Origin of the sequence: Pseudomonas sp. FFUP_PS_473 (assembly GCF_002858665.1) — a bacterium.
Classification (GTDB): domain Bacteria; phylum Pseudomonadota; class Gammaproteobacteria; order Pseudomonadales; family Pseudomonadaceae; genus Aquipseudomonas; species Aquipseudomonas defluvii.
Genome location: NZ_PJQQ01000010.1, coordinates 84,699 through 106,121, shown reverse-complemented (window position 1 = coordinate 106,121; position 21,423 = coordinate 84,699). Strand labels below are relative to the sequence as shown.

Annotated in this window: 24 protein-coding genes; 3 read left to right on the top strand and 21 right to left on the bottom strand. The window is 61.3% G+C overall.

The window, feature by feature from the left end; genetic code table 11:
* Nucleotides 1-126: 126 nt before the first annotated feature.
* Complete coding sequence (locus tag CYD26_RS09265) at nucleotides 127-453, top strand: DUF3077 domain-containing protein (RefSeq protein WP_102052430.1); 327 nt, start codon at nucleotides 127-129, stop codon at nucleotides 451-453.
* On the opposite strand, the gene CYD26_RS09260 is transcribed toward CYD26_RS09265, so the two are convergent.
* A complete protein-coding gene (locus CYD26_RS09260; protein ID WP_102052429.1) occupies nucleotides 450-1,379 on the bottom strand; it encodes a class I SAM-dependent methyltransferase in 930 nt (309 codons plus the stop codon). The two genes, CYD26_RS09265 and CYD26_RS09260, sit on opposite strands and share 4 nt — an antisense overlap.
* Nucleotides 1,380-1,410: 31 nt before the next feature.
* Nucleotides 1,411-2,319, bottom strand: coding sequence for a DMT family transporter (locus CYD26_RS09255; RefSeq protein WP_102052428.1), 909 nt, complete (start codon nucleotides 2,317-2,319; stop codon nucleotides 1,411-1,413).
* A 131-nt stretch (nucleotides 2,320-2,450) separates the two neighbouring features.
* Between CYD26_RS09255 and CYD26_RS09250 the strand changes: the two genes are divergently transcribed.
* A complete protein-coding gene (locus CYD26_RS09250) occupies nucleotides 2,451-2,888 on the top strand; it encodes an Lrp/AsnC family transcriptional regulator (RefSeq protein WP_065759829.1) in 438 nt (145 codons plus the stop codon).
* A gap of 20 nt (nucleotides 2,889-2,908) precedes the next feature.
* Here the strand turns inward: CYD26_RS09250 and CYD26_RS09245 are convergent, their stop codons facing one another.
* The 10 genes from CYD26_RS09245 to CYD26_RS09200 all read right to left on the bottom strand — a co-directional run bounded on the left by CYD26_RS09245 (nucleotide 2,909) and on the right by CYD26_RS09200 (nucleotide 13,304).
* Nucleotides 2,909-3,838, bottom strand: a complete 930-nt coding sequence (locus CYD26_RS09245) for a phosphatidate cytidylyltransferase (protein WP_065759830.1) — start codon at nucleotides 3,836-3,838, stop codon at nucleotides 2,909-2,911.
* A gap of 1 nt (nucleotide 3,839) precedes the next feature.
* Nucleotides 3,840-4,463: a lysophospholipid acyltransferase family protein gene (locus CYD26_RS09240; protein WP_065759831.1), complete on the bottom strand. Its 624-nt coding sequence runs from the start codon at nucleotides 4,461-4,463 to the stop codon at nucleotides 3,840-3,842.
* Between the two features lie 10 nt (nucleotides 4,464-4,473).
* The gene (locus CYD26_RS09235) at nucleotides 4,474-4,929 is read right to left on the bottom strand and encodes a hypothetical protein (RefSeq protein WP_102052427.1); all 456 of its coding nucleotides are present in this window, start codon (nucleotides 4,927-4,929) and stop codon (nucleotides 4,474-4,476) included.
* Nucleotides 4,919-6,244: a phosphatase PAP2/dual specificity phosphatase family protein gene (locus CYD26_RS09230; protein ID WP_102052426.1), complete on the bottom strand. Its 1,326-nt coding sequence runs from the start codon at nucleotides 6,242-6,244 to the stop codon at nucleotides 4,919-4,921. The genes CYD26_RS09235 and CYD26_RS09230 overlap by 11 nt, the downstream gene beginning before the upstream one ends.
* Complete coding sequence (locus CYD26_RS09225; RefSeq protein ID WP_102052425.1) at nucleotides 6,244-7,998, bottom strand: bifunctional alpha/beta hydrolase/class I SAM-dependent methyltransferase; 1,755 nt, start codon at nucleotides 7,996-7,998, stop codon at nucleotides 6,244-6,246. Before CYD26_RS09225 ends, CYD26_RS09230 begins: the two co-directional genes overlap by 1 nt.
* A gap of 8 nt (nucleotides 7,999-8,006) precedes the next feature.
* Nucleotides 8,007-8,633: a CDP-alcohol phosphatidyltransferase family protein gene (locus tag CYD26_RS09220; RefSeq protein ID WP_102052424.1), complete on the bottom strand. Its 627-nt coding sequence runs from the start codon at nucleotides 8,631-8,633 to the stop codon at nucleotides 8,007-8,009.
* Nucleotides 8,634-8,838: 205 nt separating this feature from the next.
* Nucleotides 8,839-9,249, bottom strand: coding sequence for a hypothetical protein (locus tag CYD26_RS09215; protein ID WP_102052423.1), 411 nt, complete (start codon nucleotides 9,247-9,249; stop codon nucleotides 8,839-8,841).
* 19 nt (nucleotides 9,250-9,268) lie between these two features.
* Entirely contained in the window at nucleotides 9,269-11,362 is a 2,094-nt protein-coding gene (locus tag CYD26_RS09210) for a bifunctional diguanylate cyclase/phosphodiesterase (RefSeq protein WP_102052422.1), read from the bottom strand.
* A gap of 232 nt (nucleotides 11,363-11,594) precedes the next feature.
* Nucleotides 11,595-11,936: an FKBP-type peptidyl-prolyl cis-trans isomerase gene (locus tag CYD26_RS09205; RefSeq protein WP_065759838.1), complete on the bottom strand. Its 342-nt coding sequence runs from the start codon at nucleotides 11,934-11,936 to the stop codon at nucleotides 11,595-11,597.
* A gap of 435 nt (nucleotides 11,937-12,371) precedes the next feature.
* Nucleotides 12,372-13,304, bottom strand: a complete 933-nt coding sequence (locus CYD26_RS09200; RefSeq protein ID WP_065759839.1) for a DMT family transporter — start codon at nucleotides 13,302-13,304, stop codon at nucleotides 12,372-12,374.
* Nucleotides 13,305-13,462: 158 nt separating this feature from the next.
* Here CYD26_RS09200 and CYD26_RS09195 point away from each other — a divergent pair, with 158 nt between their 5' ends.
* Nucleotides 13,463-14,356, top strand: coding sequence for a LysR substrate-binding domain-containing protein (locus CYD26_RS09195; protein WP_099773941.1), 894 nt, complete (start codon nucleotides 13,463-13,465; stop codon nucleotides 14,354-14,356).
* A gap of 30 nt (nucleotides 14,357-14,386) precedes the next feature.
* Here CYD26_RS09195 and CYD26_RS09190 read toward each other — a convergent pair whose 3' ends face one another.
* From CYD26_RS09190 to CYD26_RS09150, 9 genes are read right to left on the bottom strand one after another with little or no spacing between them, the layout of a single operon-like run.
* Nucleotides 14,387-15,325, bottom strand: coding sequence for a 2-hydroxyacid dehydrogenase (locus CYD26_RS09190; RefSeq protein ID WP_099773940.1), 939 nt, complete (start codon nucleotides 15,323-15,325; stop codon nucleotides 14,387-14,389).
* Between the two features lie 48 nt (nucleotides 15,326-15,373).
* A complete protein-coding gene (locus CYD26_RS09185) occupies nucleotides 15,374-15,787 on the bottom strand; it encodes a hypothetical protein (protein ID WP_065759842.1) in 414 nt (137 codons plus the stop codon).
* 12 nt (nucleotides 15,788-15,799) lie between these two features.
* Nucleotides 15,800-17,008 (bottom strand): c-type cytochrome biogenesis protein CcmI, encoded by a 1,209-nt coding sequence (gene ccmI, locus CYD26_RS09180; RefSeq protein ID WP_065759843.1) that lies wholly within the window; start codon nucleotides 17,006-17,008, stop codon nucleotides 15,800-15,802.
* Nucleotides 17,001-17,477 (bottom strand): cytochrome c-type biogenesis protein, encoded by a 477-nt coding sequence (locus CYD26_RS09175; RefSeq protein WP_065759844.1) that lies wholly within the window; start codon nucleotides 17,475-17,477, stop codon nucleotides 17,001-17,003. The genes ccmI and CYD26_RS09175 overlap by 8 nt, the downstream gene beginning before the upstream one ends.
* A complete protein-coding gene (locus CYD26_RS09170) occupies nucleotides 17,474-18,010 on the bottom strand; it encodes a DsbE family thiol:disulfide interchange protein (protein ID WP_065759845.1) in 537 nt (178 codons plus the stop codon). The genes CYD26_RS09175 and CYD26_RS09170 overlap by 4 nt, the downstream gene beginning before the upstream one ends.
* Entirely contained in the window at nucleotides 18,007-19,995 is a 1,989-nt protein-coding gene (locus CYD26_RS09165) for a heme lyase CcmF/NrfE family subunit (RefSeq protein WP_065759846.1), read from the bottom strand. Before CYD26_RS09165 ends, CYD26_RS09170 begins: the two co-directional genes overlap by 4 nt.
* Nucleotides 19,992-20,456 (bottom strand): cytochrome c maturation protein CcmE, encoded by a 465-nt coding sequence (ccmE, locus tag CYD26_RS09160; RefSeq protein WP_065759847.1) that lies wholly within the window; start codon nucleotides 20,454-20,456, stop codon nucleotides 19,992-19,994. The genes CYD26_RS09165 and ccmE overlap by 4 nt, the downstream gene beginning before the upstream one ends.
* On the bottom strand, nucleotides 20,453-20,629 hold the full coding sequence (gene ccmD, locus CYD26_RS09155) for a heme exporter protein CcmD (protein WP_102052421.1): 177 nt from the start codon (nucleotides 20,627-20,629) through the stop codon (nucleotides 20,453-20,455). Before ccmD ends, ccmE begins: the two co-directional genes overlap by 4 nt.
* Entirely contained in the window at nucleotides 20,626-21,402 is a 777-nt protein-coding gene (locus CYD26_RS09150; protein ID WP_065759849.1) for a heme ABC transporter permease, read from the bottom strand. The genes ccmD and CYD26_RS09150 overlap by 4 nt, the downstream gene beginning before the upstream one ends.
* Nucleotides 21,403-21,423 lie beyond the last annotated feature (21 nt).

Genomic DNA, 21,423 nt, shown 5'->3' with positions numbered 1-21,423 from the left:
CTGTGCGCGGGAGGGCTTCGGCCCTGCCGGATTTCCTGTGTTGACCGGTTCGCCAACCTGCGTACAGCTGCCACCCTTTCGTTTGGCGACGATTCAGGTGGTAGCTCCAGTTCAATACAGGAGTTCATCGTGAAAAAAATCGTCCCCGATCCCCCCGCGTTTCTTTTCGCCAAAACAGCCGAAACCACCTTTGGCGAGTGCGAAGGCCACCCGCCGTTGTTTACCGTGCGGCCGGGCATCAGTGCTGAAGACGCACTGGTCCATGCAGCGCTTTACCTCAAGTGCGCCATCGACACGTGCCCTCAGGCCGTGCAGTACACCGATGAAACGGGCCGTGGCTTTGCCTGGAGCACACTACATTCCGTGCAAATGGCCAAAGGGCTGGTCGATGCCGTGCTCGACGGCATCGAAAGCCACAACCTGAACGCGCACCGTGACGCGCAAAACCACTAGCCCCCTCGGGTAAACACCAGTGCCTTGAGGCCGCCCGCCGGGTCGTTGTCGGGAAACTCCGGCGGGTTGCTCAGGCGCTCGACGAAATGCAGTTGTGGCGCTTCGGCGGCCATGCCTTCGATGAGAAACTCAGGGCCAATGGCCGGATCGTTGACGCACGCCAGCACCACGCCCTGCTCTGTCAGCAGTTCTGGCAAGCGGCGCAAGATCTTGCTGTAGTCGTGGGTCAGGACAAAGCTGCCACGCTGGAAGGTCGGCGGGTCGATGATGATCAGGTCATAGGGGCCGCCCTTGCGCACCTTGCCCCAGGACTTGAACAACTCATGGCCGAGGAAGCTTACCCGCGCCAGTTCATGCTCGTTCAACCGGTGGTTCTCGCGCCCACGGCTCAAGGCGGCCTTGGCCATGTCGAGGTTGACCACCTGTTCGGCGCCACCGGCAATCGCCGCCACGGAAAAGCCGCAGGTGTAGGCAAACAGGTTCAATACGCGCTTGCCCGCTGCCTGCTCACGTACCCAGCGACGGCCATGGCGCATGTCGAGAAACAGCCCAGTGTTCTGCTTCAGGCCCAGGTCGAGCTTGTAGCGCAGGCCGTCTTCGTCGATCAGCCAATGCTCGCTCGGTGTACCCAACAACCAATGCCCCGGGCTGTCCGGCAGATAGCGGTGTTGAATCAGAATCGCCTGCCCGGGCCACTGCGGGCCTGCCGCCAGCGCCAACAGCATCTGCTCGAGGGCCGGCAACTGGCCCTCAGGCGGTTCGCGAAACAATGACACCAACAACACGCCCTGCAACCAGTCGACGGTGATCTGCTCAAGCCCCAGCCAGCAGCGACCGCGGCCATGGAACAGGCGCCGGGTTTCCGCCGGAGCGGGGTTGAGGGCGTCGAGCAGGTGTTCGCGCAGGGTGTCGATAACAGAAGTCATGGCAAGGATCGAGGCTGTAAAGCGGCCTATTCTAACCCGACTCCCCCACCCCGGGCGCAGGCCTTGCCGGCTTGGACCACCAGCGCTGCTGCATACCGGCCGCCGCCAGCAAGATCGCGGCGACACCCAGCCACTGCAGCAGGCTCAGGCGATGGTCAAAGGCCAGCCAGTCGACGAAGATCGCCGCAATCGGGTAGATGAACGACAAGGCGCCGGTCAGGGCGGTTGGCAGTTTTTGAATGGCGCCGTACAGCAGCACGTACATCAGCCCGGTATGAACCATACCCAATGTCACCAGGCTGGCCAGCTCGCTCGCTTCGTGCGGCAACCCGCTGGTGTTGGCCCAGGGCGCCAGCAGCAACACGCCGGTGCCGACCTGAATCAACGCGATCAGGTGCGGTGGTGTGCCGCTCAGACGCTTGATGATCAACGCGGCAACGGCATACAAGAATGCTGCCCCCAAGGCCAGGCCAATCCCCGCCAGGTAGTCATCCCCCGAACCTTGCTGAGCACCATGAGCGCTGACAATCGCCAGCATGCCGGCAAAGGCAATGCTCAACCAGAACACTTTCGGCAGGGTAATCTTCTCGCCGAGAAACACTGCGGCCAGTGCCACCAGCATGAACGGCTGGACGTTGTACACCGCTGTACCAATGGCAATCGACGCCCGCGAATAGGAGGCGAACAGCAACACCCAGTTGCCGACGATGGCCACGCCACTGAGCACCGCCAAGGCGAAGGTAGCCCAGCTGAGGATGCCCGGGCGCAGGAAACCAAACAGCGCGCAAATCACCAGCAAGGTGCCGGCACCGAACACGCAACGCCAGAACACGACATCCAGCACCGGTTGCCCGGACACCAGCACAAACCAACCGATGGTCCCCGAAATCAACATGGCGGCGACCATTTCCAACGACCCACGACGTATTGAACTGTCCATCACTCACCTCCGATACGATGGACAAAGTATGACGAGCGCCGAGGTGGCCATTCCAGCGGAAAAAGCAGGCTAAACTTGGCGTTAACCTTTTTTATCAAGGCACTTTTTCCTTTTTGCCTAACGAGGCGGATATGACTGACGACATCGACCAACTGCTGATCAACGCCCTGATGGAAGACTCTCGACGCTCGCTCAAGGCCCTGGCCCAGCTCAGCGGGCTGTCGGCGCCAAGTGTCAGTGAGCGCCTGCGCCGCCTGGAGGAGCGCGGCGTACTTAAGGGCTATACGGTGGACGTCGACCCACGCAGTTTTGGCTACCAGTTGCAGGCCATCGTGCGTATCCGCCCCCTGCCCGGTCAGTTGCAGGAGGTCGAACGGCAGATCCAGGCCATCCCCGAATTCACTGAATGCGACAAGGTCACGGGTGACGACTGCTTCATTGCCCGCCTGCATGTGCGCTCGATGGAACAGCTCGACACCCTGCTCGACCGCCTCAACAGCCATGCCGAGACCAACACCGCCATCGTCAAGAAGACCCCGGTCAAGCGCCGTTTACCGCCGATGAATTAATTGAATGGCCGATGGCCGGTTCAACTCCAGCCGTAGCGCACCAGGTGGAAAAACACTGGGGCGGCAAAACAGACGGAATCCAGCCGGTCGAGCATGCCGCCGTGGCCTTCGATCATGTGCCCCCAATCCTTGACGCCACGATCACGCTTGATGGCCGACATCACCAGGCCACCGGCAAAGCCCAGCAGGCACACCACCAACGCAAGCAGCGCGGCCTGCCAGGGCGCAAACGGGGTAATCCAGTACAGCGCCGCACCGATCAGGGTCGCCAGCGCGATGCCGCCGAAGAAGCCCTCGGTGGTTTTCGACGGCGACAGGTTAGGCGCAATCTTGTGCTTGCCCCACAGTTTGCCGCAGACGTACTGCAACACGTCCGACAGCTGCACCACCAGGATCAGCCAGGCGATCAGCAACAGGTTGCGCCCCTCATAGCCTGGAATATCCAGGGTCAGCAACGCGGGCACGGCGGACACGCAGTAGACCGCAATCGTCAGGCCCCATTGGACTTTCGAGGTGCGCTCCAGAAAGTGCGTGGTGTCGCCGCCCAGTGACGACAGGATCGGCATCAGCAGGAACAGGTAGACCGGGATGAAGATCGAGAACAGCCCGTACCAGTCCATCCCGATCAACAGGTACTGCACCGGCAAGGCAAAGTAGAACGCGGCCACCAGCGCCGGATAGTCGCTACGCCGGGTAGGCGTCAGGGTCATGAACTCGCGCAGGGCATAGAACGACACGCCATAAAACAGCAGGATCACGCCAACCTGACCGATCATGAAGGCGATGCCGATCACCGCGACCATCACCCACCAGGCATTGATGCGGGCATTAAGGTTGTCGATCACCGGGTTAGGTGCCGAGGCCCGCCATTTCAGGAGTTGGCCGACGACCGTGGCCAGAACCAGAATGCCGCCAATACCGGCAAACAGTTGCAGTGTTGTGCTGTCCATTTCAGACCCCCTCCTTTGCCAGGGCCAACAAGGCGTCCCGTGATCGTTCAAGGAACATGGCCTTGCTCTCATCCGCCGCCAGCGAAATCGGTTCGCCGAAGTTCAAGGTGCATAACAGTGGCAACGGCAACACCCGGCCTTTGGGCATCACACGGTTGAGGTTGGCGATCCACACCGGAATGATCTCGATGTCCGGTCGTTGCCGCGCCAGGTGGTACAGGCCACTTTTGAACGGCAGCAAGGTTTCGTCGCTGAGGTTGCGCGTGCCCTCAGGGAACAGGATCAGTGAGTCGCCCTGCTCCAGCGCATCAAGCATCGCCTGCAACGGCTGGCTGTCTGGAAGCGCATGCTGGCGGTCGATCAGTACGCCGTTGAACACCCGCTGGATCAGGAAACGCCGCAACCGCCCAGTGAGCCAGTAATCGGCACCGGCCACAGGGCGGGTACGCTGACGCAAATGGGCGGGCAGCGAGGCCCAGAACAGCACGAAGTCACCGTGGCTGCTGTGGTTGGCAAAGTAGATACGTTGCACCGGCTCAGGGCTACACCCCAGCCACAGTGCACGTGCGCCGGTCAGCAGCCGCGCACCGGAGGTTATGGCGAAGGCAACCAGAGAAACAAGCATCGAGAATTCCTTACGCGATGAGGGAAAACCACGGCATGCACAGGCACGCCAGGAGCACGATCAGGCATTGCGCACACACCCAGAACGCCTGGAACCGAAGCAAGCGCAATGCGCCCCGGCTACGTTCAAACAGGCTTCTGCAATCCGTTGCCACAGGCTGCAAGCCCAGCTCGTGCAATGCGCTATCAAGGGCCTCGGCCTTCAGGTCAAAGGCCTGTGGCGGCTGTGCCAGGCAGGTGAACAGGTCGGCATCCAAGGCAACCCGCAGGGCGAAGTATTTTTGTACCACCCCACAGAACAGCAAGGCTGAGGCCAGCAGCGCAGCAAACAACGAAGGTGCAACCCCAAACAACGGCGCCAACCCGACAAGCAGCGCTACCCCTGTCAGCACCGTGGAAAACCGGTCCAGGTCACGCCCCCGGCGCAGCAGGTTGACGACCAGTTTCAGGTGCATCTCAGTAGCCATCGGACACCACCGTTGCAAGAGGCATAAGGGCCTGGCGCTGAGCCTGGGCCAGCACCACCTGCGGTCGAGCCTTGCGCACACAGGCCAGGGCGCTGTCGATGTCGCGGCAACGGCGGGTGTACAACAACCAGGCCGCCACCGCCGTTGCGCTACGCGAGTAACCCAGCGCACAGCACACCAGTACCGGCCCCTGTTGGCGCAAGGCCTCGATGGCCTGCGCCGCCGCCTCGCAGCGGGCTGCGCTTGGCGCCGTCAGGTCGAGCACCGGGAAGCTGCGATAGGCCTTGCCACGGCTGTCGACCGGCAATTCCGCACACAGGTCTACGATCGCGGCAAACGGTTGGGCCTGCCCGGCGGCTGGAATTCGCCCAAGCCAGACGTTGTCAGCGACCTGAACGGGATGTGGGTGCTGCCGCGTCCATACCCGGGAGTTGACCCAGGCAGCCAGCAGGTAAGGCGCCAGTAACCCTTGCGCAGCGGCTGACAGGCGCCCGTCCGCACGCTTCTGAAAGCCTTCGGCACCGAACAGGCCGTAGTTCAGCGCCACCAACAGCAACGACAGCGCCGGCCACAGTAGCCACAGTGCGCTGCCTTTCAGGGTCAAGGCCAGCGCCACCAGCACCGCGCTGCCCAGACCGTAGCGCACAGCCAACAGCCGGCGTTTCGGGTCGGTCGCCCGCTGCAGCGTACGCAAGGGGCTTTGCCCCTCGCTGGGCCAGAGCCACAGGCAGAACAAGCCCCCGGCCACACCGGTCGGCACATCAATGAAATGGTGCTGCCAGGTGGTCAGGACCGACAGACCAATCAGCACGAACCAACCGTGCAACAGAACGCGCCAGACGCCACGGGCATACCGGGCAAAGCAGGCCCAGAGCACGACCAGTAAGGTGATGTGCAGCGAAGGCGCCTGATTGAAGGGTTTATCGAAGCCCATCAGCAGGTCGAACATCAGCCCGAACGTCCCTTCCAGTGGCGGGCGCTCGAAGGTGAAACGCAGGGGCCAGAGAAGAAAACAGGCAATGCAGATCACCTGCGCACTGAGCAGCCGCAGACCATGCCGGTCCATTTCGCGGCGACTGGCCGGTAGCAGGAATGACAAACCGTACAGCAGGTCAATCGACCAGTAAGGCACGATTGTCCAGGGCCATAACGGCAGGTGTTGTTCCCAGGCAAAGACCAGGCTACCAACATCATCACGCTGGCCGGTAAACCGGTTGGCGAAGCCGTAACTGGCGAAAAACAGTGGCCCGAGCAGTAACAGCCAGAGCACACCGCGCTTCCAAAGCCCGGCCTCCCTTGCCTCAACAGGCGCCATCACGACACCCGTTGAGCCAGAGACACGGTGAAGATACCCCACTCGTCCACACGCTGGGTCACCTTGCGGAAACCGGCACGCTCAACCAATTGGTCCATTTCAACCTGGCTGCGCCGACGCATCACCCAGGCCTGCCCTTCACGGTGGCTGGTCAAGGCGCGGGCAATGAATTCCAGTTGCGGGTGCCAAGGCTGCCCGGTGTACACCAGGTAACCCCCCTCTTCCACTGCAGCGGCCAGACCGTCCAGCGAATCACTCACCATGGCATTGCTGGCGAACAGCTCATAGAGCCCGGAAACCACGGCCAGGGTCTTGGGTTCCAGCGCGGCTAGGTCCTCACGGTCGAAGGCATCGCCTTTGACGAAGCGGGCGATATCACCCAGCCCTTTCTGCTCGATCAGGGCCGAACCATCACGTACGTTCAGGTCGCTGTAGTCGCGCAGCAGGATCGACTCAGGCCGTTGCGCGCCCTGCTCCAACGATTCGAGGATATAGCGACCATGCCCGGCAGCAATGTCGACGATATGCACGGGGCGCTGCTGTTCACGCAACGATGCCATCGCCTGGCGCAACAGCTCCTCGACGTGCACCTTGCGCTGGCGGATACCGCGCCAGCCAATAGCGTTCAGGTAGTTGCGGTCGATCAGGCGGCCCAGCGGCGAGTTGCCGGTGGGCTGGTTACGGTAGACGTAGTCCAGGGTACTGCCCGAATCGAAACCGGTGTCGAAACCCAGCTTGACACCGGCACTGAGGGTAGCGCCGAGTTTCAGCCCGGCACGAGTCGCCCGCCAATACAGTTCACGCGGCGAGTTCAGCGGCAGGGGGGCAGCCAGGGCTTCGGACTCGGCGCAGCTCCAGCCGATCTGGTCGGCGTCGAGCAATGACGGCCTGACGATAGGCTCGGCGAAGTTGCGCAAAATGAAACGGCGCATACGCTGGGTAGCCTGTGCGCGCTCACGCTCACCCAGGGTGTCGTGGAAAAAGCCTGGCAGGATGTGTTTTTCCTTGCACACACTGCCCAGCCGGTCGAAGAACTGCTCCTGCGGTTTGCGGTGCACGACAAAGTCGGCACCGGAGATCAGCAGTTGGGTCGGTGTCTGGATCGACTGCGCATCAGCCACCACCCGCTCGGCGGCGTCATACAGCCCCAGCAGCATGTTGACCGAAATCGGTCGGGTAATCAGGGGATCGCTCTCGTAAGAGGCAATGCGTTGCGGGTCATGGCTGAGGAACTTGGCCTTGACGTAGCTGTTGACGAAGAAGTTGCCGCGCCAGGCGCGCATCAGCTTCAGGCCCGTACGGGCAAACGGTACATACAGCTTGACCTTGAAGGCCGGCGAAGCCAGAACCAGTGCACGTATTGGCGGCGCATAGTCGTGAACCCAGGTCGCGATCAATACCGCACCGACGCTTTGCGCAACCACCGCCATGTGGTCAACCGCAATACCGTACTGGTCACGGATATGCTCGATGAAGGTCTGTACATCGCGCACGCTGGTGGCAAAGCCAGGGCTGTCGCCTCGCGCACCTGGCGACTCGCCATGACCACGTGCATCCCAGGCAAACACATCGAAGTCCGGCAGGTCCAGCTCATCGGCCAGGTGAGCCATCCGGCCACCGTGTTCATGCCCTCGGTGGAACAGCACCAGCGCTCGGCGAGGCGTGGCCTCATCGCGCTGAACCGCCGGCCAGTGGCGGTAAAACAGGCTGACGTTGTCATGGGTACTGAAGGACTGCTGCAGGGCTTCGCGCATCAATTGATTCATTCCGTTGGATTGATGGAGGTGCAAGGATGTGCCAGCCCCTGGCGGACACGGTTGACGATGGTGTACACGAGCAGGGCCAATACCAGGGCCAACAGGCCGTTGATCCAGACGCTGCTCAACAGGCCGCTGGCGACACCTGCGCCCAGCACGCCAAAAACAAACGCACGGTCACTCTTGCCCATCGGCCCGTCGTAACGGCGCTCAGCCCCGACCATCAGGCCCAGTACCCCGGCGTATTCACTGATCACGGCCAACACCACCACCAACACCACCAGCAATGGCGACACCCCAACCAGCAGGGCAAACGGCAGGTACAAGGCACTGTCGGCGATCACATCGCACAGCTCATTGAGGTAAGCCCCCAGCCTGGACTGCTGACCGAACTCACGGGCCAGCATGCCATCCACGGCATTGAGGGCCATGCGCAGGAACATCCACACCGGTATCAGGGCAAACAGCCAGGCCCGGCTGGCAAACAGTGCCACCAGCAACCCAATGAGCAAGGAAACAACTGCCGCCGTCACAGTGACCTGATTGGCCGTCACGCCGCGCTGCTGCAAGCGGGTGACGAACGGACGCAGTACGCGCTGGAAGCGCGGTTTGAGGTGGTAAATCGAAAGCATCAACACTCATCCTTTAACTGATGCAAAACGACCCTGAAACCCTGCCTCGGCCGTACGCTGCCCTCTTGGCAACTGCCCGTAATGCCGCTCAGGGTGTTGTTTCACGCCCGACTAACCTGGCGAGATCGCCAACAAGGGAAACAATTCCCCTATTCGACATTCCTGACACACTAACGGTCACAGAACAGGCAAAGGGCCATCAACCTCAACGTGGCACGGCGATGTACCACTTGGGCTTCATGCGCCCGAAATCCTGGCGCCGGTTGTGCTTGAGGGCTTTTTTTGAGTCCAGCACAAAACAGCCCTCTGCATCGCGCACGAAGACAACCCAATGCCAAAAAGGCCGGCCAGCCACCAGCCGCCACTTGATCGCCAACAGGGCGCGGTCGGGCAACGCCTCCCACCCGTCAAAGGGGTGCTGCTCAGGGGCCGCAACGATACCCAGTTCGCCGAGCAGACGGCGAACATAGTGAGTGTCCGACCACAGCGCGCGGTCCTCGGCAAAGATACCCAGCGCATTGGCCACCTGCCGCGCCTGACCATAATCAATCTGTGCCAGGGCGGCACAGGCGGCAATGCCGCATCCGGTAGGTTCCTGCTGTACAACAGCATCCATGCGATACGTCTCCATTGCGTCAGATCAGTGAGGAAATGCTCTCCAGGCGCCGTTCGGCAGGCTCAGGCCGGCCAAACAGATAACCCTGGAAGTGAGAACAGCCTTGCTCTACGAGGCCCTTGAACTGGGTACGGGTTTCGACACCTTCAGCGGTGGTCTGGATGTCGAGGCTTCTGCCAATACCGGTGATTGCACTGACAATGGCCAGCGCCTCACGGCTGCGCTCCATATCCTGAGTAAAGGTTTTGTCGATCTTGATTCTGTCAAACGGGAACGAGCGCAGATAGCCCAATGACGAATAACCCGTACCAAAATCATCCAGGGCAATACGTACGCCCAAGGCTTTGATCTGCCGCAGGGCTTCAATGTTGCCCAGCGAATTTTCCAACAACACGGATTCGGTGATTTCCAGTTCCAGCCGATGAGGTTCAAGGCCCGAGCTCTTCAGCGCATGTTCAACCAGCGCGACGAACTGGCTGTTTCTGAACTGCATGGGTGACAGGTTTACCGCCACCGTCTGCTGGCCCGGCCAACTGGCGGCTTCACGACATGCCTCCTTCAGCGCCAATGCTCCCACTTCGTGAATCAGGCCGGACTCTTCGGCGATCGGTATGAAATCCAGGGGCCCGACCAGACCGTTGACAGGATGACGCCAACGCATCAACGCTTCGTATCCCACCACCTCAGTGTGGTCCTGATCCGTGATCGGCTGGTAGTACAACTGCAACTGTTCGTTGGCAATCGCATCGCGCAGTTCCAGTTCGATGGTGCGCCGGTTACGCGCCGCCTCATCCATATCCAACCGGAAAAACGCATGGCAGTTACGCCCATTGCGCTTGGCTTCATACAACGCCATGTCGGCATAACGCAGCAGCTTTTCCGGGGTGGTGTGATCACCCGGAGCCAAGGCGATCCCCACACTGATCCCCACCGATACGCGATGCCCATCGATCAGGAACTCCGGCTCTACCGCCTCGATCAGCCGTTGAGCCGCTTCCGCTGCATCAGCAGGTTTTGAAAGGCCCGGAAGAATTACCGCAAACTCATCCCCACCCAGACGGGCCAGGGTGTCGTGGCCGCGCAACACCTTGCGCAATCGCTCGGCAAGCTGGCGCAGCAGTTCATCGCCGTATTGATGCCCGAGGGCATCATTGACGTTCTTGAAGTTGTCCAGGTCCAGACAAAGGGTTGCTGTCACACATGACATCAGGTTATCGAGGAGCAACGCGTCGTGCAGCCGCTGGCGCAGTTGCACGCGGTTGGGCAAGCCCGTCAGGATGTCGTGATGCGCCAGAAAGCGAATCTTTTCATTGGCCGCGTTCTCTTCGGTAATGTCATCGGCAATCAACATCAAGTAGCGCTTGCCTGACTCATGGCCATGAATGCTCAGTGCTCGTGAGCGCAGCGTGCGAGTACCTCGCGGTGTCTCAAGCTGGTCCTCAGAACGGTGTGCAACCTCGGTAAGCAGGGCTATGTCCGCTAGCTGCTCAAAATATTCGCTTATCTGCGGGGCCAGGCATTCCTCACTGCGTTTACCGACCATGTCCGCGTGCGGGCAATCGAACAGTGTTTCAGCCTGTCGGTTGGCCAACAGGATCTGCCGCGTCACGGCATCTTGAACCACAACGCTGGAGGGGATATTGGCAATCACCGTATCCAGGAACATCGACATTGATGCCATCTGTTCACTGTAACGTTCAGCCAGCTCCTTGGCCTCGAGCAGTTGCTGCTCTCGGTTACGCAACTCCGTGATATCACGGGTGACCTTGGCGAAGCCGATGAACGCGCCCTGTTCATCGTAAATGGCGTCGATGACCACGTTCGCCCAGAACGCGCTTCCGTCTTTGCGAAAACGCCAACCCTGGGCCTCGAAGCGGCCCGTACGACGTGCGATCTCAAGCCCTCGCTGAGGCACACCTGCGGCCTGTTCCTCCGGGGAGTAAAAGCACGCGAAATTCCGACCGACTATTTCCTCTTGCCGATACCCCTTGGCGCGTTCGGCACCGGCGTTCCAGTTCGCCACGGTACCCTCTGGGCTTAGCATGTAGATCGCATAATCGACCACACCCTGCACCAGCAACCTGTACATCACATCTGAATTATCTAGGGTCATTGCACTCATTGCCGCCAATCGTCCATTAACACGTCGACCGAGCAAGAACCCAGTGTCCGAAGACGCGAGCAACGAGACCAAGTCGATAGCACTATGCTACCAATCTTGTCCTACAGACAGACAAAAAATCAGCTCAAAGGAGGGGCAAGAAACCTAAAAACAGATGGCTGGTAGAGTGGGCACGCACTGGCACAGCCGGGTGGGTAATGGCCGTGCCAGCCTGGGCCCGCGGTCAATCGTCGCGGGTCAGTACTTCCAGCAATTCGATCTCGAAGACCAGGTTCGAGTGAGGCTTGATCACCGGGCCCATCTTGCGTGCGCCATAGGCCAGGTGAGATGGCACGAACAGCTTGCGCTTGCCGCCAACCTTCATGCCCATCAGGCCCTGGTCCCAGCCCTTGATCACGCGCCCGGTGCCGATGACACACTGGAACGGCTTGCCCCGCTCATAGGAAGAATCGAACGGTGTGCCGTCTTCGAGAAAGCCGCGGTACTGGGTGGTGATCAAGGCCCCCTTTACCACGGCCTTGCCTTCGCCCACCTGGATATCGGTAATTTGCAGTTCGCTGCTCATGCTTGTCCTCGTTGAAACGTACGTACGCTATTGCCGCAGCCTTTTCTCAGGAATGCGCACGTTTGGCAAGCACCGACAAAAACCAGCGGCGATACAGGTTTGTAATTTGTGGCACCTGTCTCGCGAACTTATCCATTCCCTGAAGTGGCACCACCGGTTGGTTTCGCCTCTATACGGCGACCCACTTTTGAACGGCACAAAAGTGGGCAAAACGCCCTGTCCCGACATCCGGCCCTACGCTGCGCTTCGGGTTCCTTCCTTACGCCATCGCTCCCGTGTAGACGCGCCGACGGGCCATCCATGGCCCATCAGCACTTGCTACTTCGCGCACTGAAAAACAAAGCCCACGCAGGAAATCCACGCTCTGCACGAGTGCCACCATCCCCCATTGTCCCAGCCGATCTCGGCAATCTGTAAGCCGGCAACACCCTCAGTTCAGGCAACGCTTACCGCCCGCTGGGGTTCATGCTGACGCATCGACCAGCACACGCCGCCAATCACCAGCACAATCGCGGCGGCTTCCAGCACGCTCGGGCCGCTGTGCCGCCAGATGAAGGCATACAGCAGGGCAAACAGCGTTTCGAATACGATCAACTGGCCACTCATGGTCAACGGCATCCGCTTGGACGCGGCGTTCCACAGCAAGGCGGCCAACCACGAGCCAAACAAGGCGCTGCCCAGGCTGTAAAGCCAGAACAGGCTCCAGCGGCCAGCCGGCGCCTCGACGTGCAACTGAGCCGGTTGCCACAGCCAGATCGCAGCGACCAGCAGCAAGCTGAACAGGCCCGTGGCCACACCACAGAACACCGACCACTGGTGGCTGTCGAAATGCCCGGACTGCTTCAGGTAGCGGCTGTTGTGGACGGCGTACCAGGTCCAGCTCAGCAGCGCACCCAAGGCGTACAGCACACCGATAAACTTGTCAGCCATGGCGCCCGGCTCTACGGCGAAGGTTTGCAGGTTGATACAGAGCATGCCGGCGAGGATCAAACCTAATGGGCCGGCCAGCCGCGACAAGGCAATTGCGCCGCTGTCATGGCGACCGTACAGGGTGATGGTCAAGGGCAGTACCCCGACAATCAGCGAAGCTGGCGCCACGCCCAGGCGCTGAATCGCGGCCACCAGGCAAATGAAGTAGATCAGGTTGCCGATCACTGATAGCCGCGTGAGCATCCACAGGTCGCTCAGGGTCAATTTGCGCAAGGCCTGACGCAGGGGAATGGCAAGCACCAGCGAAATCACCCCGAACAGTACGAAGCGTGCGCAGCTGAGCAGCACCGGGCTGAACTCCGGCAACAACTGCGGCACCATCAGTACCATTCCCCACATCGCTCCGGCCACGCCGGCATAGGCCACACCCCGTTTCACCGCACACACCTCTTGATGGATTGATGCGGGCAGGCTAGCCGCTCACACGCCCCTCGACAAAAGATCATTCGGCATGCAGCCATTCCCATATGGAATACCTTTCCCCCGTCAGCCTTCGATCTTATGATCAGGGCATTCCGTAAACGCAGGCCTGGAACATGAGCCGCTTCAACCGACACTTGCCGCCTCTCGACACCTTGATTGCCTTTGAAGCGGTCGCCCGCACTGGCAGCTTTACCCGCGCTGCCAGCGAGCTATGCCTGACGCAAAGCGCAGTCAGCAAGCAAATAAAGGTGCTGGAGGATCACTTGTCGGCGCCGTTGTTCGAGCGGCGCGCACGCGGTATTGCCCTGACCCAGGCCGGTACCGCCTTCAATGCCATCGTCGAACCCCTGCTGGAGAGCCTGCTGGCTAATGTGCTGCGGCTCAAGAGCGGTCATGGCAGCCGCAATGTCAGCGTTATCTGTACACACGCTGTGGCGCAGTACTGGCTGTTCCCGCGCCTGTTGCGCTTCAACGAACAACACCCCGAACTGACGGTGAACATTCACGCCAGCAACGAGATCAGCGAGAGCGTGATCGCCGACTACGACTTCGGCATCCTCTACGGTCATGGCCGCTGGCGCTCGCTGCAGGCCAACAAGCTGTTTGACGAATGCATCTATCCGATTGTCAGTGCCCAACGCCCACTGCCAGCGGTGCACTCACTCAGTGAGCTGCAGGCCTTGCCCCTGATTCAACTGGACGCCTCAGCCTGGAACTGCCTGGACTGGCACGACTGGTTCAACCATCAGGGCGTGCGCTACAAAGCACCGGCCGACGCGGTGACATTCAACCAGGTCAATCTGGTGTTCGATGCAGTGATGCAGGGCATGGGTGTGGGATTGGGCTGGGAGTTCATGGCGCGCGAGCGGATCGACAGTGGGCAGATCCGCGCGGTTTCGGACTTTGTCGTGCATACCGGGCAGGCTGACTACCTGGTGCACGACAAACAGGTGATGCCTTCGCCTGCGGCGAAGGTCTTTGCTGACTGGCTGATGGCGAACGGTTGACCACGCCCGCGTGTTACTGCGTGGTGCGTATCAGGCGGTGACCGGGGTCAGAACAGGCTTACCGGAAAAGAACGCCTGCAGGTTCTGCAGCACCAGACGCACCGTGTCACCCGCCGCTTCCGGCGACTGCCCGGCAACGTGCGGGGTCAACACCACATTCGGCAGTGCCTTGAGCGCTTCAGGTACCGCAGGTTCTTCATCGAAAACGTCCAGCGCAGCACCGGCGATACGCTTTCGCTGCAACGCATCGACCAGGTCGGCGGTACAGACCACGCTGGCGCGGGCGATGTTCACCAGGAAGCCCGCTTCACCCAATGCCTCCAGCACCGTGGCGTCGATCAGGTGCCGGGTACTGGCACCACCCGGCGTGGCAACCACCAGAAAATCCGAGGCCTGTGCCAACGCCAGCACACTGTCGCAATAGGTGTAGGACAGGCCGCTACGTGGCTGGCGGCTGTGATAACTGACCTGCATGTCGAAACCAAGAGCGCCACGCTTGGCGATGGCCTGGCCAATTGCCCCCAAGCCGAGAATGCCCAGACGCTTGCCGGCCAGCGATGGGCTGATTACCCGGTTCCACTCGCCACGACGGGTTGAAGCATCGGCACGGGGGATATCACGAACCACCGCACACAGCAGGGCCATGGCATGGTCAGCCACCGTCGATGCATTGGCGCCCGCCCCATTGGTGACGGTGATGCCGCGTCCTGCCGCTGCCGCAAGGTCAACCTGCTCATAGCCGGCACCAATCACGCAGATGATTTTCAGGTGTGGCAATGCCGCCATTTCATCGGCATGCAGGCCCAGCGGCCCGCGCGTAAGCACCACATCGATTTCACTGCCATGGCGAGCAATGGCCTCGCGCCGTAGCGCTGGCGTCTGCGCAAGAATCAGGTTGAAACCGTTGTTGCGCAGCAGGTGCAGGTAGTCGTCGACCGTTTCTACCAGCACCAGTACCGTCTTTGTCATGCCTTGCTCCAGAACTGTCCGCGAGGGCGCATTGTGCGCCAGCACGGACTAGTTGGAAAAGGCCCGTCCCAGACCACCCGGAACACCGCTGCTGTCGGTTTCCTGCCAAGGCCCCTGGAGGCTGGTCGACCAGCTCCAGCCGTTATTCCAGCGGTAGTAGGTGCGCTGTCGGTAGAAGGTGTTGGTCTGGCCTTCGAGGACGTAAACCCCGAGGCGCGGGTCCCAGTGGCTGGCACCGCCGGGTGGCGGTGCGAAGCTGGCCGAGGTGCGCGGCATCGGTTTCTGCGAAGGGGTAACGGTTGGCTTGCTCGGCACTGTGCCCGGGCGCGGCGTCGGCTTGATCACCGGCCCTGGTGGTTGACGCCCTATGGGCGGTTCAGGGTAAGTCGAAGGCTGCTGCACCGTACACGCACTCAGGCCCAGAAACAGGGTAATCAGGGTGAGGCGTACGGTGCTGTTCATGAGGCTACTCGCTTAAGGATCCGGGCTGTCGATGGTCAGGTGCTGCTGCGCCTCGGTACTGCTGGCCAGCGGCGAACTGCGGCCGATCCACTCACCCTTGGTCGGCTGGCCTGCGCGAGAGACGCGCGCAACCAGTTGGACTTCAGGAAAGTTCGACAGTTTCATGCTCGGCATCATTGCGTCGCTATCCGCCAATTCGACCTCGATGGGCAACTGGGCCACCGTCACCCGCTTCACTGCCAACGGCATGGGCGGGCCTTCGCTCGCACGGGCAAAGATAAACACGCTGTCACCTGGCTGAACCTTGTCCTTCAGCGCTGCCGCCAGTTCGACCCGTACCTTGAGCCGCGCCGGTGCCTTGTCGCTGACGGCAGGGGTTGTTACGGGCTCAACACCGCTGGCCTTGAGCCTGTCGGCAGCACGTGCCACGCCGCCTTCCAGCGCCGCACGGGAGGCATCACCGGCAGGCAGTTGCGCCAACAGGCGGTTCCAGTAATCAATGGCCTGTTGATAGCGCTGACCTTCGAACGCGGCAATACCCAAGAGCCCAAGGCTGGTGACTTCCTGCGGATCAGCCTTGAGGGCTTCGTCGGTCAGCCCCTGCAGCTGCGGGGTCCACTGCTTGCCGTTGGCAAAGTAAAGCGCCTGCGCCCACTGCCCGAGCAGCTCGGGCTGGCGCCCGGCCAGGCCCACGGCACGCTCGAAGGTCTTGGCGGCATCGGCGGAACGCTCTTGCGCCATGTAGGCACGACCAAGGAAGTACAGGCCCTCGGCCGAATCAGGCTGGGCAGCAACGGCGCGCTCCAGGCGTGCGGTCATTTCTTCCAGCGACTGCGGTGCCTGGGCAAATTCCTGGGTCAGGGCCACTTTGTCACTGGCGCCAAAATGCAGGTACAGGCCCAGGGCCATCAATGGCACCAATACCGCAGCCAGCAGTGGCAGCGGTTTGCCAAGGCGAGCCAGCCGTGCAGGCTCGGCATTTTCGGTATCGTCGAGCAGCTCGCGGGCCGCTTCGTCACGCCCACTCGCCAGTTGTTCGGCGCTAAGTACACCGGCAGCCTGTTGCGCCTGCAACTCGGCGACGCGCTCCTGATACAGGGCAACGTTCAGTGCGGTACGGTCTTCTTCCAGTTGCGCACGACGTCCGCGCAGCACCGGGATCAGCAAAAAGCTCAGGGCTACCAGTAACAGCAGGCCTGCAGCAAGCCAGAAATCAGTCATGGGTCTGTTCTTTTTCCAACAGTTTGGCGAGGCGCTCACGCTCCTCGGGAGAAAGGTCGGCGGTGCCGTTCACAACCGGGGCGCGGCGCTTGCGCACGATCACCGCAAGCACCACGACGCCGCCCAGCAGCAGTGCACCGGGGCCGAACCACAGCAACCAGGTACGCGCAGTCAGAGCCGGTTTGTAACGGACGAAATCACCGTAACGGTCAACCATGAAGTCGATGATCTGCTGGTTACTCTTGCCCTCGCCCAGCATCCGGAAAATTTCCCGACGCAGGTCGGCGGCAATGGGTGCGTTGGAGTCTGCGATGTCCTGGTTCTGGCATTTGGGGCAACGCAGTTCCTTGGTCAGGTCGCGATAACGCTCACGTTCAGCATCATCGGCAAACTGATAGGTATCAATTGCCGCCTGGGCCACGCCGGCCAGGCTCAGGCCCAGTAAGGCCGCTGCTAGCCAGCGCTTCATTGCCGGCCCTCGTCGACAAGGCCTTGGTACAACGGCGCCAGTTGCTCGCGCCAGACAGTCTCGTCGACGACACCCACGAACTTGTGACGGATGATGCCCTTGGCATCGATCAGGAAGGTTTCCGGCGCGCCGTATACACCCAGGTCCAGACCCAGGGTGCCCTGCTCATCGCGGATATTGAGCTGATACGGGTTGTGGAAGTCCTTCAGCCACTTCAGCGCCGCCGCATTGTCGTCTTTGTAATTGACCCCGTAGATCCGCACGCCCTGTTCGGCCAGCTTGTTCAGCACCGGGTGCTCGACCCGGCAGGACACGCACCAGGTACCCCAGACGTTGACCAGTGCCGGCTTGCCCAGCAGGTCGGCCTGGGTCAGGGTGCTCTCGCCCTCCACGGCTGGCAGGGAGAAATGCGGGAACGGCTTGCCGATCATTGCCGAAGGCAGTTCAGCCGGGTCCAGGTACAACCCGCGATAGAGGAAGACCGCCACCAGCAGAAACACCGCCAGCGGCAGCACCATGATCCAACGCTTCATGCAGTTGCTCCAGACATGCCCAGTACTTCACGTACACGGCTTTTCACCTTGACCCGATAACGCCCATCCAACGCGGCCAGCAGGCCACCCAGGCCAGTCAGCAGACCGCCCAGCCAGATCCAGCGCACGAACGGTTTGACATGAACCCGTACAGCCCAGGCGCCGTTGTCCAGCGGTTCGCCGAGAGCAACATAGAGGTCGCGAGTGAAGCCGGCATCGATGCCCGCTTCGGTCATCACCGATTGCTGCACGGTGTAGAGGCGTTTCTCCGGGTGCAGGACGCTGATCTCACGCCCATCCTTGACCACCCGAACCGTGCCCTTGTCGGAGGTGAAGTTCGGCCCCTCGAAATGCTTGGCGCCCTCGAAAATGAAGTGGTAGCCCGCCAGTTCCACTGACTCGCCCGGCGCCAGGCGCAGGTCGCGCTCGGCACTGTTGTTGCTCGACAGCACCACACCCAGCGCGCAAACCGCCAGGCCGAAGTGAGCGACGTGCATCCCCCAGTAGCTGCGGGTGAGGCTTCGCATGCCCTTGAACACACCCTTGTGGCGCGTCTTGTCGAGAAGGTCACGCACGCCGGCAAGCACGATCCAGGCCGCCAGGGCAAAGGTGGTCAGTACTGGCCAATCGAAGTCATCCACGATCAGCCCGCCGATCGGCGCCAGAATGGCGCTGCCGACCAGTACCGGGGTGAGCATGCCCAGCAGCCATTTGCCGGGGGTGTCTTTCCAGCGCACGAGAACGCCTATGGCCAACACCACCATCAACAGGGCCATCAGCGGCAGGAACAGCGCATCGAAGTACGGTGGGCCGACGGACAGCTTCGCCCCGGTCAACGCGTCGAGCACCAGCGGATACAGCGTGCCGAGCAGGATCATCGAGGCCGCGACCACCAGTATCAGGTTGTTGGCCAGCAGCAGGGTTTCACGCGACCAAAGGGCAAAGCCAACCTGGCTCTTGACGACTGGCGCACGCAGCGCGAACAGGGTCAGCGAGCCGCCGACCACGCACAGCAGGAACATCAGGATGAACACACCGCGCTCCGGGTCGGAAGCGAAGGCATGCACCGAGGTCAACACGCCCGAGCGAACCAGGAAGGTACCCAGCAAGCTCAACGAGAATGCGGCAATGGCCAGCAGTACCGTCCAGCTCTTGAACACGCCGCGTTTTTCAGTCACGGCCAGGGAGTGGATCAGGGCAGTGCCGACCAGCCACGGCATGAACGAGGCGTTCTCTACCGGGTCCCAGAACCACCAGCCGCCCCAACCCAACTCGTAGTAGGCCCACCAGGAGCCCAGGGTGATACCAATGCCGAGAAAGGCCCAGGCGATGATGGTCCAGGGCCGCGACCAGCGCGCCCAGGCCGCATCAAGACGACCGCCGAGCAACGCAGCGATGGCGAAGGCAAACGCGACCGAGAAACCGACATAGCCCATGTAGAGCATGGGTGGGTGAACGATCAGGCCCACATCCTGCAACAGCGGGTTGAGGTCACGACCATCGGTCGGCACCTGCGGCAACAGCCGCTGGAACGGGTTGGAGGTGACGATCAGGAACGACATGAAGCCCACGCTGATCATGCCCATGATCGCCAGCACGCGGGCGAGCATCACCTGTGGCAACTGCCGGGAGAAGATCGACACGGCAAAGGTCCAGCCGCCGAGGATCAGCGCCCAGAGCAGCAGCGACCCTTCGTGAGCGCCCCACACCGCGCTGAACTTGAAGTACCAAGGCAGGGCGCTGTTGGAGTTGCTGGCGACATAGGCAACCGAGAAGTTATCGGTCATGAAGGCGTGGGTCAGGCAGGCAAAGGCGAAGGCCAGGAATGCGAACTGGCCCCAGGCCGCAGGCCGTGCCAGGCTCATCCACAGGCTGTCACCGCGCCAGGCACCCAGCAATGGCACACTGGCCTGGACGCAGGCAAAGCACAGCGCCAGGATCATGGCCAATTGGCCCAGTTCGGGGATTACCAAAGCGGCGTTCATGGTTTGCCTCCGGCCTGGCCAGCGTCAGTCGCAGCCTGACCGCTTTCCTTCAGGGCTTTGGTCACTTCTGGCGGCATGTACTTTTCATCGTGCTTGGCCAGCACTTCGTCCGCCACTACCACACCTTCGGCATTCAGTTTGCCGAGTGCGACAATGCCCTGCCCTTCGCGAAACAGATCCGGAAGAATGCCGCGGTAGGTAATGGGCACGGACTTGTTGAAGTCGGTGACCACGAAACGCACGTCCAGCGAATCACCGGAACGTTGCAGGGAACCTTTTTCAACCATGCCACCCGCACGGATACGGGTGTCCAGGGGCGCCTCGCCATTGGCGATCTGGGTTGGGGTGTAGAACAGGTTGATGTTCTGCTGCAAGGCACTCAATGCCAGTGCCACGGCAACGCCGAGGCCGGCGAGCAGGCCGAGAATGATGAACAGGCGCTTCTTGCGTTGCGGATTCACTGATTGCTCTCCCGGCGCAGACGGCGCGCCTCTTCTTGCAGGTAACGGCGACGGGCCAGGATCGGCGCCGCGACGTTGATCGCCAGCACTAACAGGCTAATGCCGTAGGCCGACCAGACATACAGGCCGTGGTGGCCCATGGCGAGAAAATCGCTGAAGGAGGTGAAACTCATCGTGCCAACTCCCGACCCAGGGTATTCATGACTTCACTTTTCACCCAACTGCTGCGGGCTTCGCGCTTGAGTACTTCAAGGCGCATGCGCATCAGCAGTACCGCGCCGAAGAAGCAGTAGAAACCCAGTGCCGTGAGCAGCAACGGTAACCACATTTCCGCCGGCATCGCCGGTTTCTCGGTCAAGGTAAAGGTTGCGCCCTGGTGCAGGGTGTTCCACCACTCCACCGAATACTTGATGATCGGGATATTGATCACCCCGACAATCGCCAGCACTGCACAGGCCTTGGCCGCGCTCTCACGATTGCTGATCGCCTGCCCCAGGGCAATCAGACCGAAGTACAGAAACAGGAGGATAAGCATCGACGTCAGTCGGGCATCCCAGACCCACCAACTGCCCCAGGTCGGCTTACCCCAGATGGCGCCGGTAACCAGCGCCACGGCGGTCATCCAGGCGCCAATGGGCGCAGCGCACTGCAATGCAATGTCGGCGATCTTCATTTTCCAGACCAGGCCGACCACGCCGGCCACTGCCAGCATCACATAGCAGGACTGTGCCAGCATGGCGGCGGGCACATGGATGTAGATGATGCGAAAACTGTTGCCCTGTTGGTAATCCTGAGGGGCAAAGGCCAGGCCCCAGACCACACCGACCGTCAACAGCAGCACGGCGGCGATCGCCAGCCAAGGCAGCATCCGCCCACTGATGGAATAGAACCACTTGGGCGAACCCAGTTTATGAAACCACGTCCAGCTGATTGCGCTGCTTTTCATCACGGTACATCCAGGGTCTTT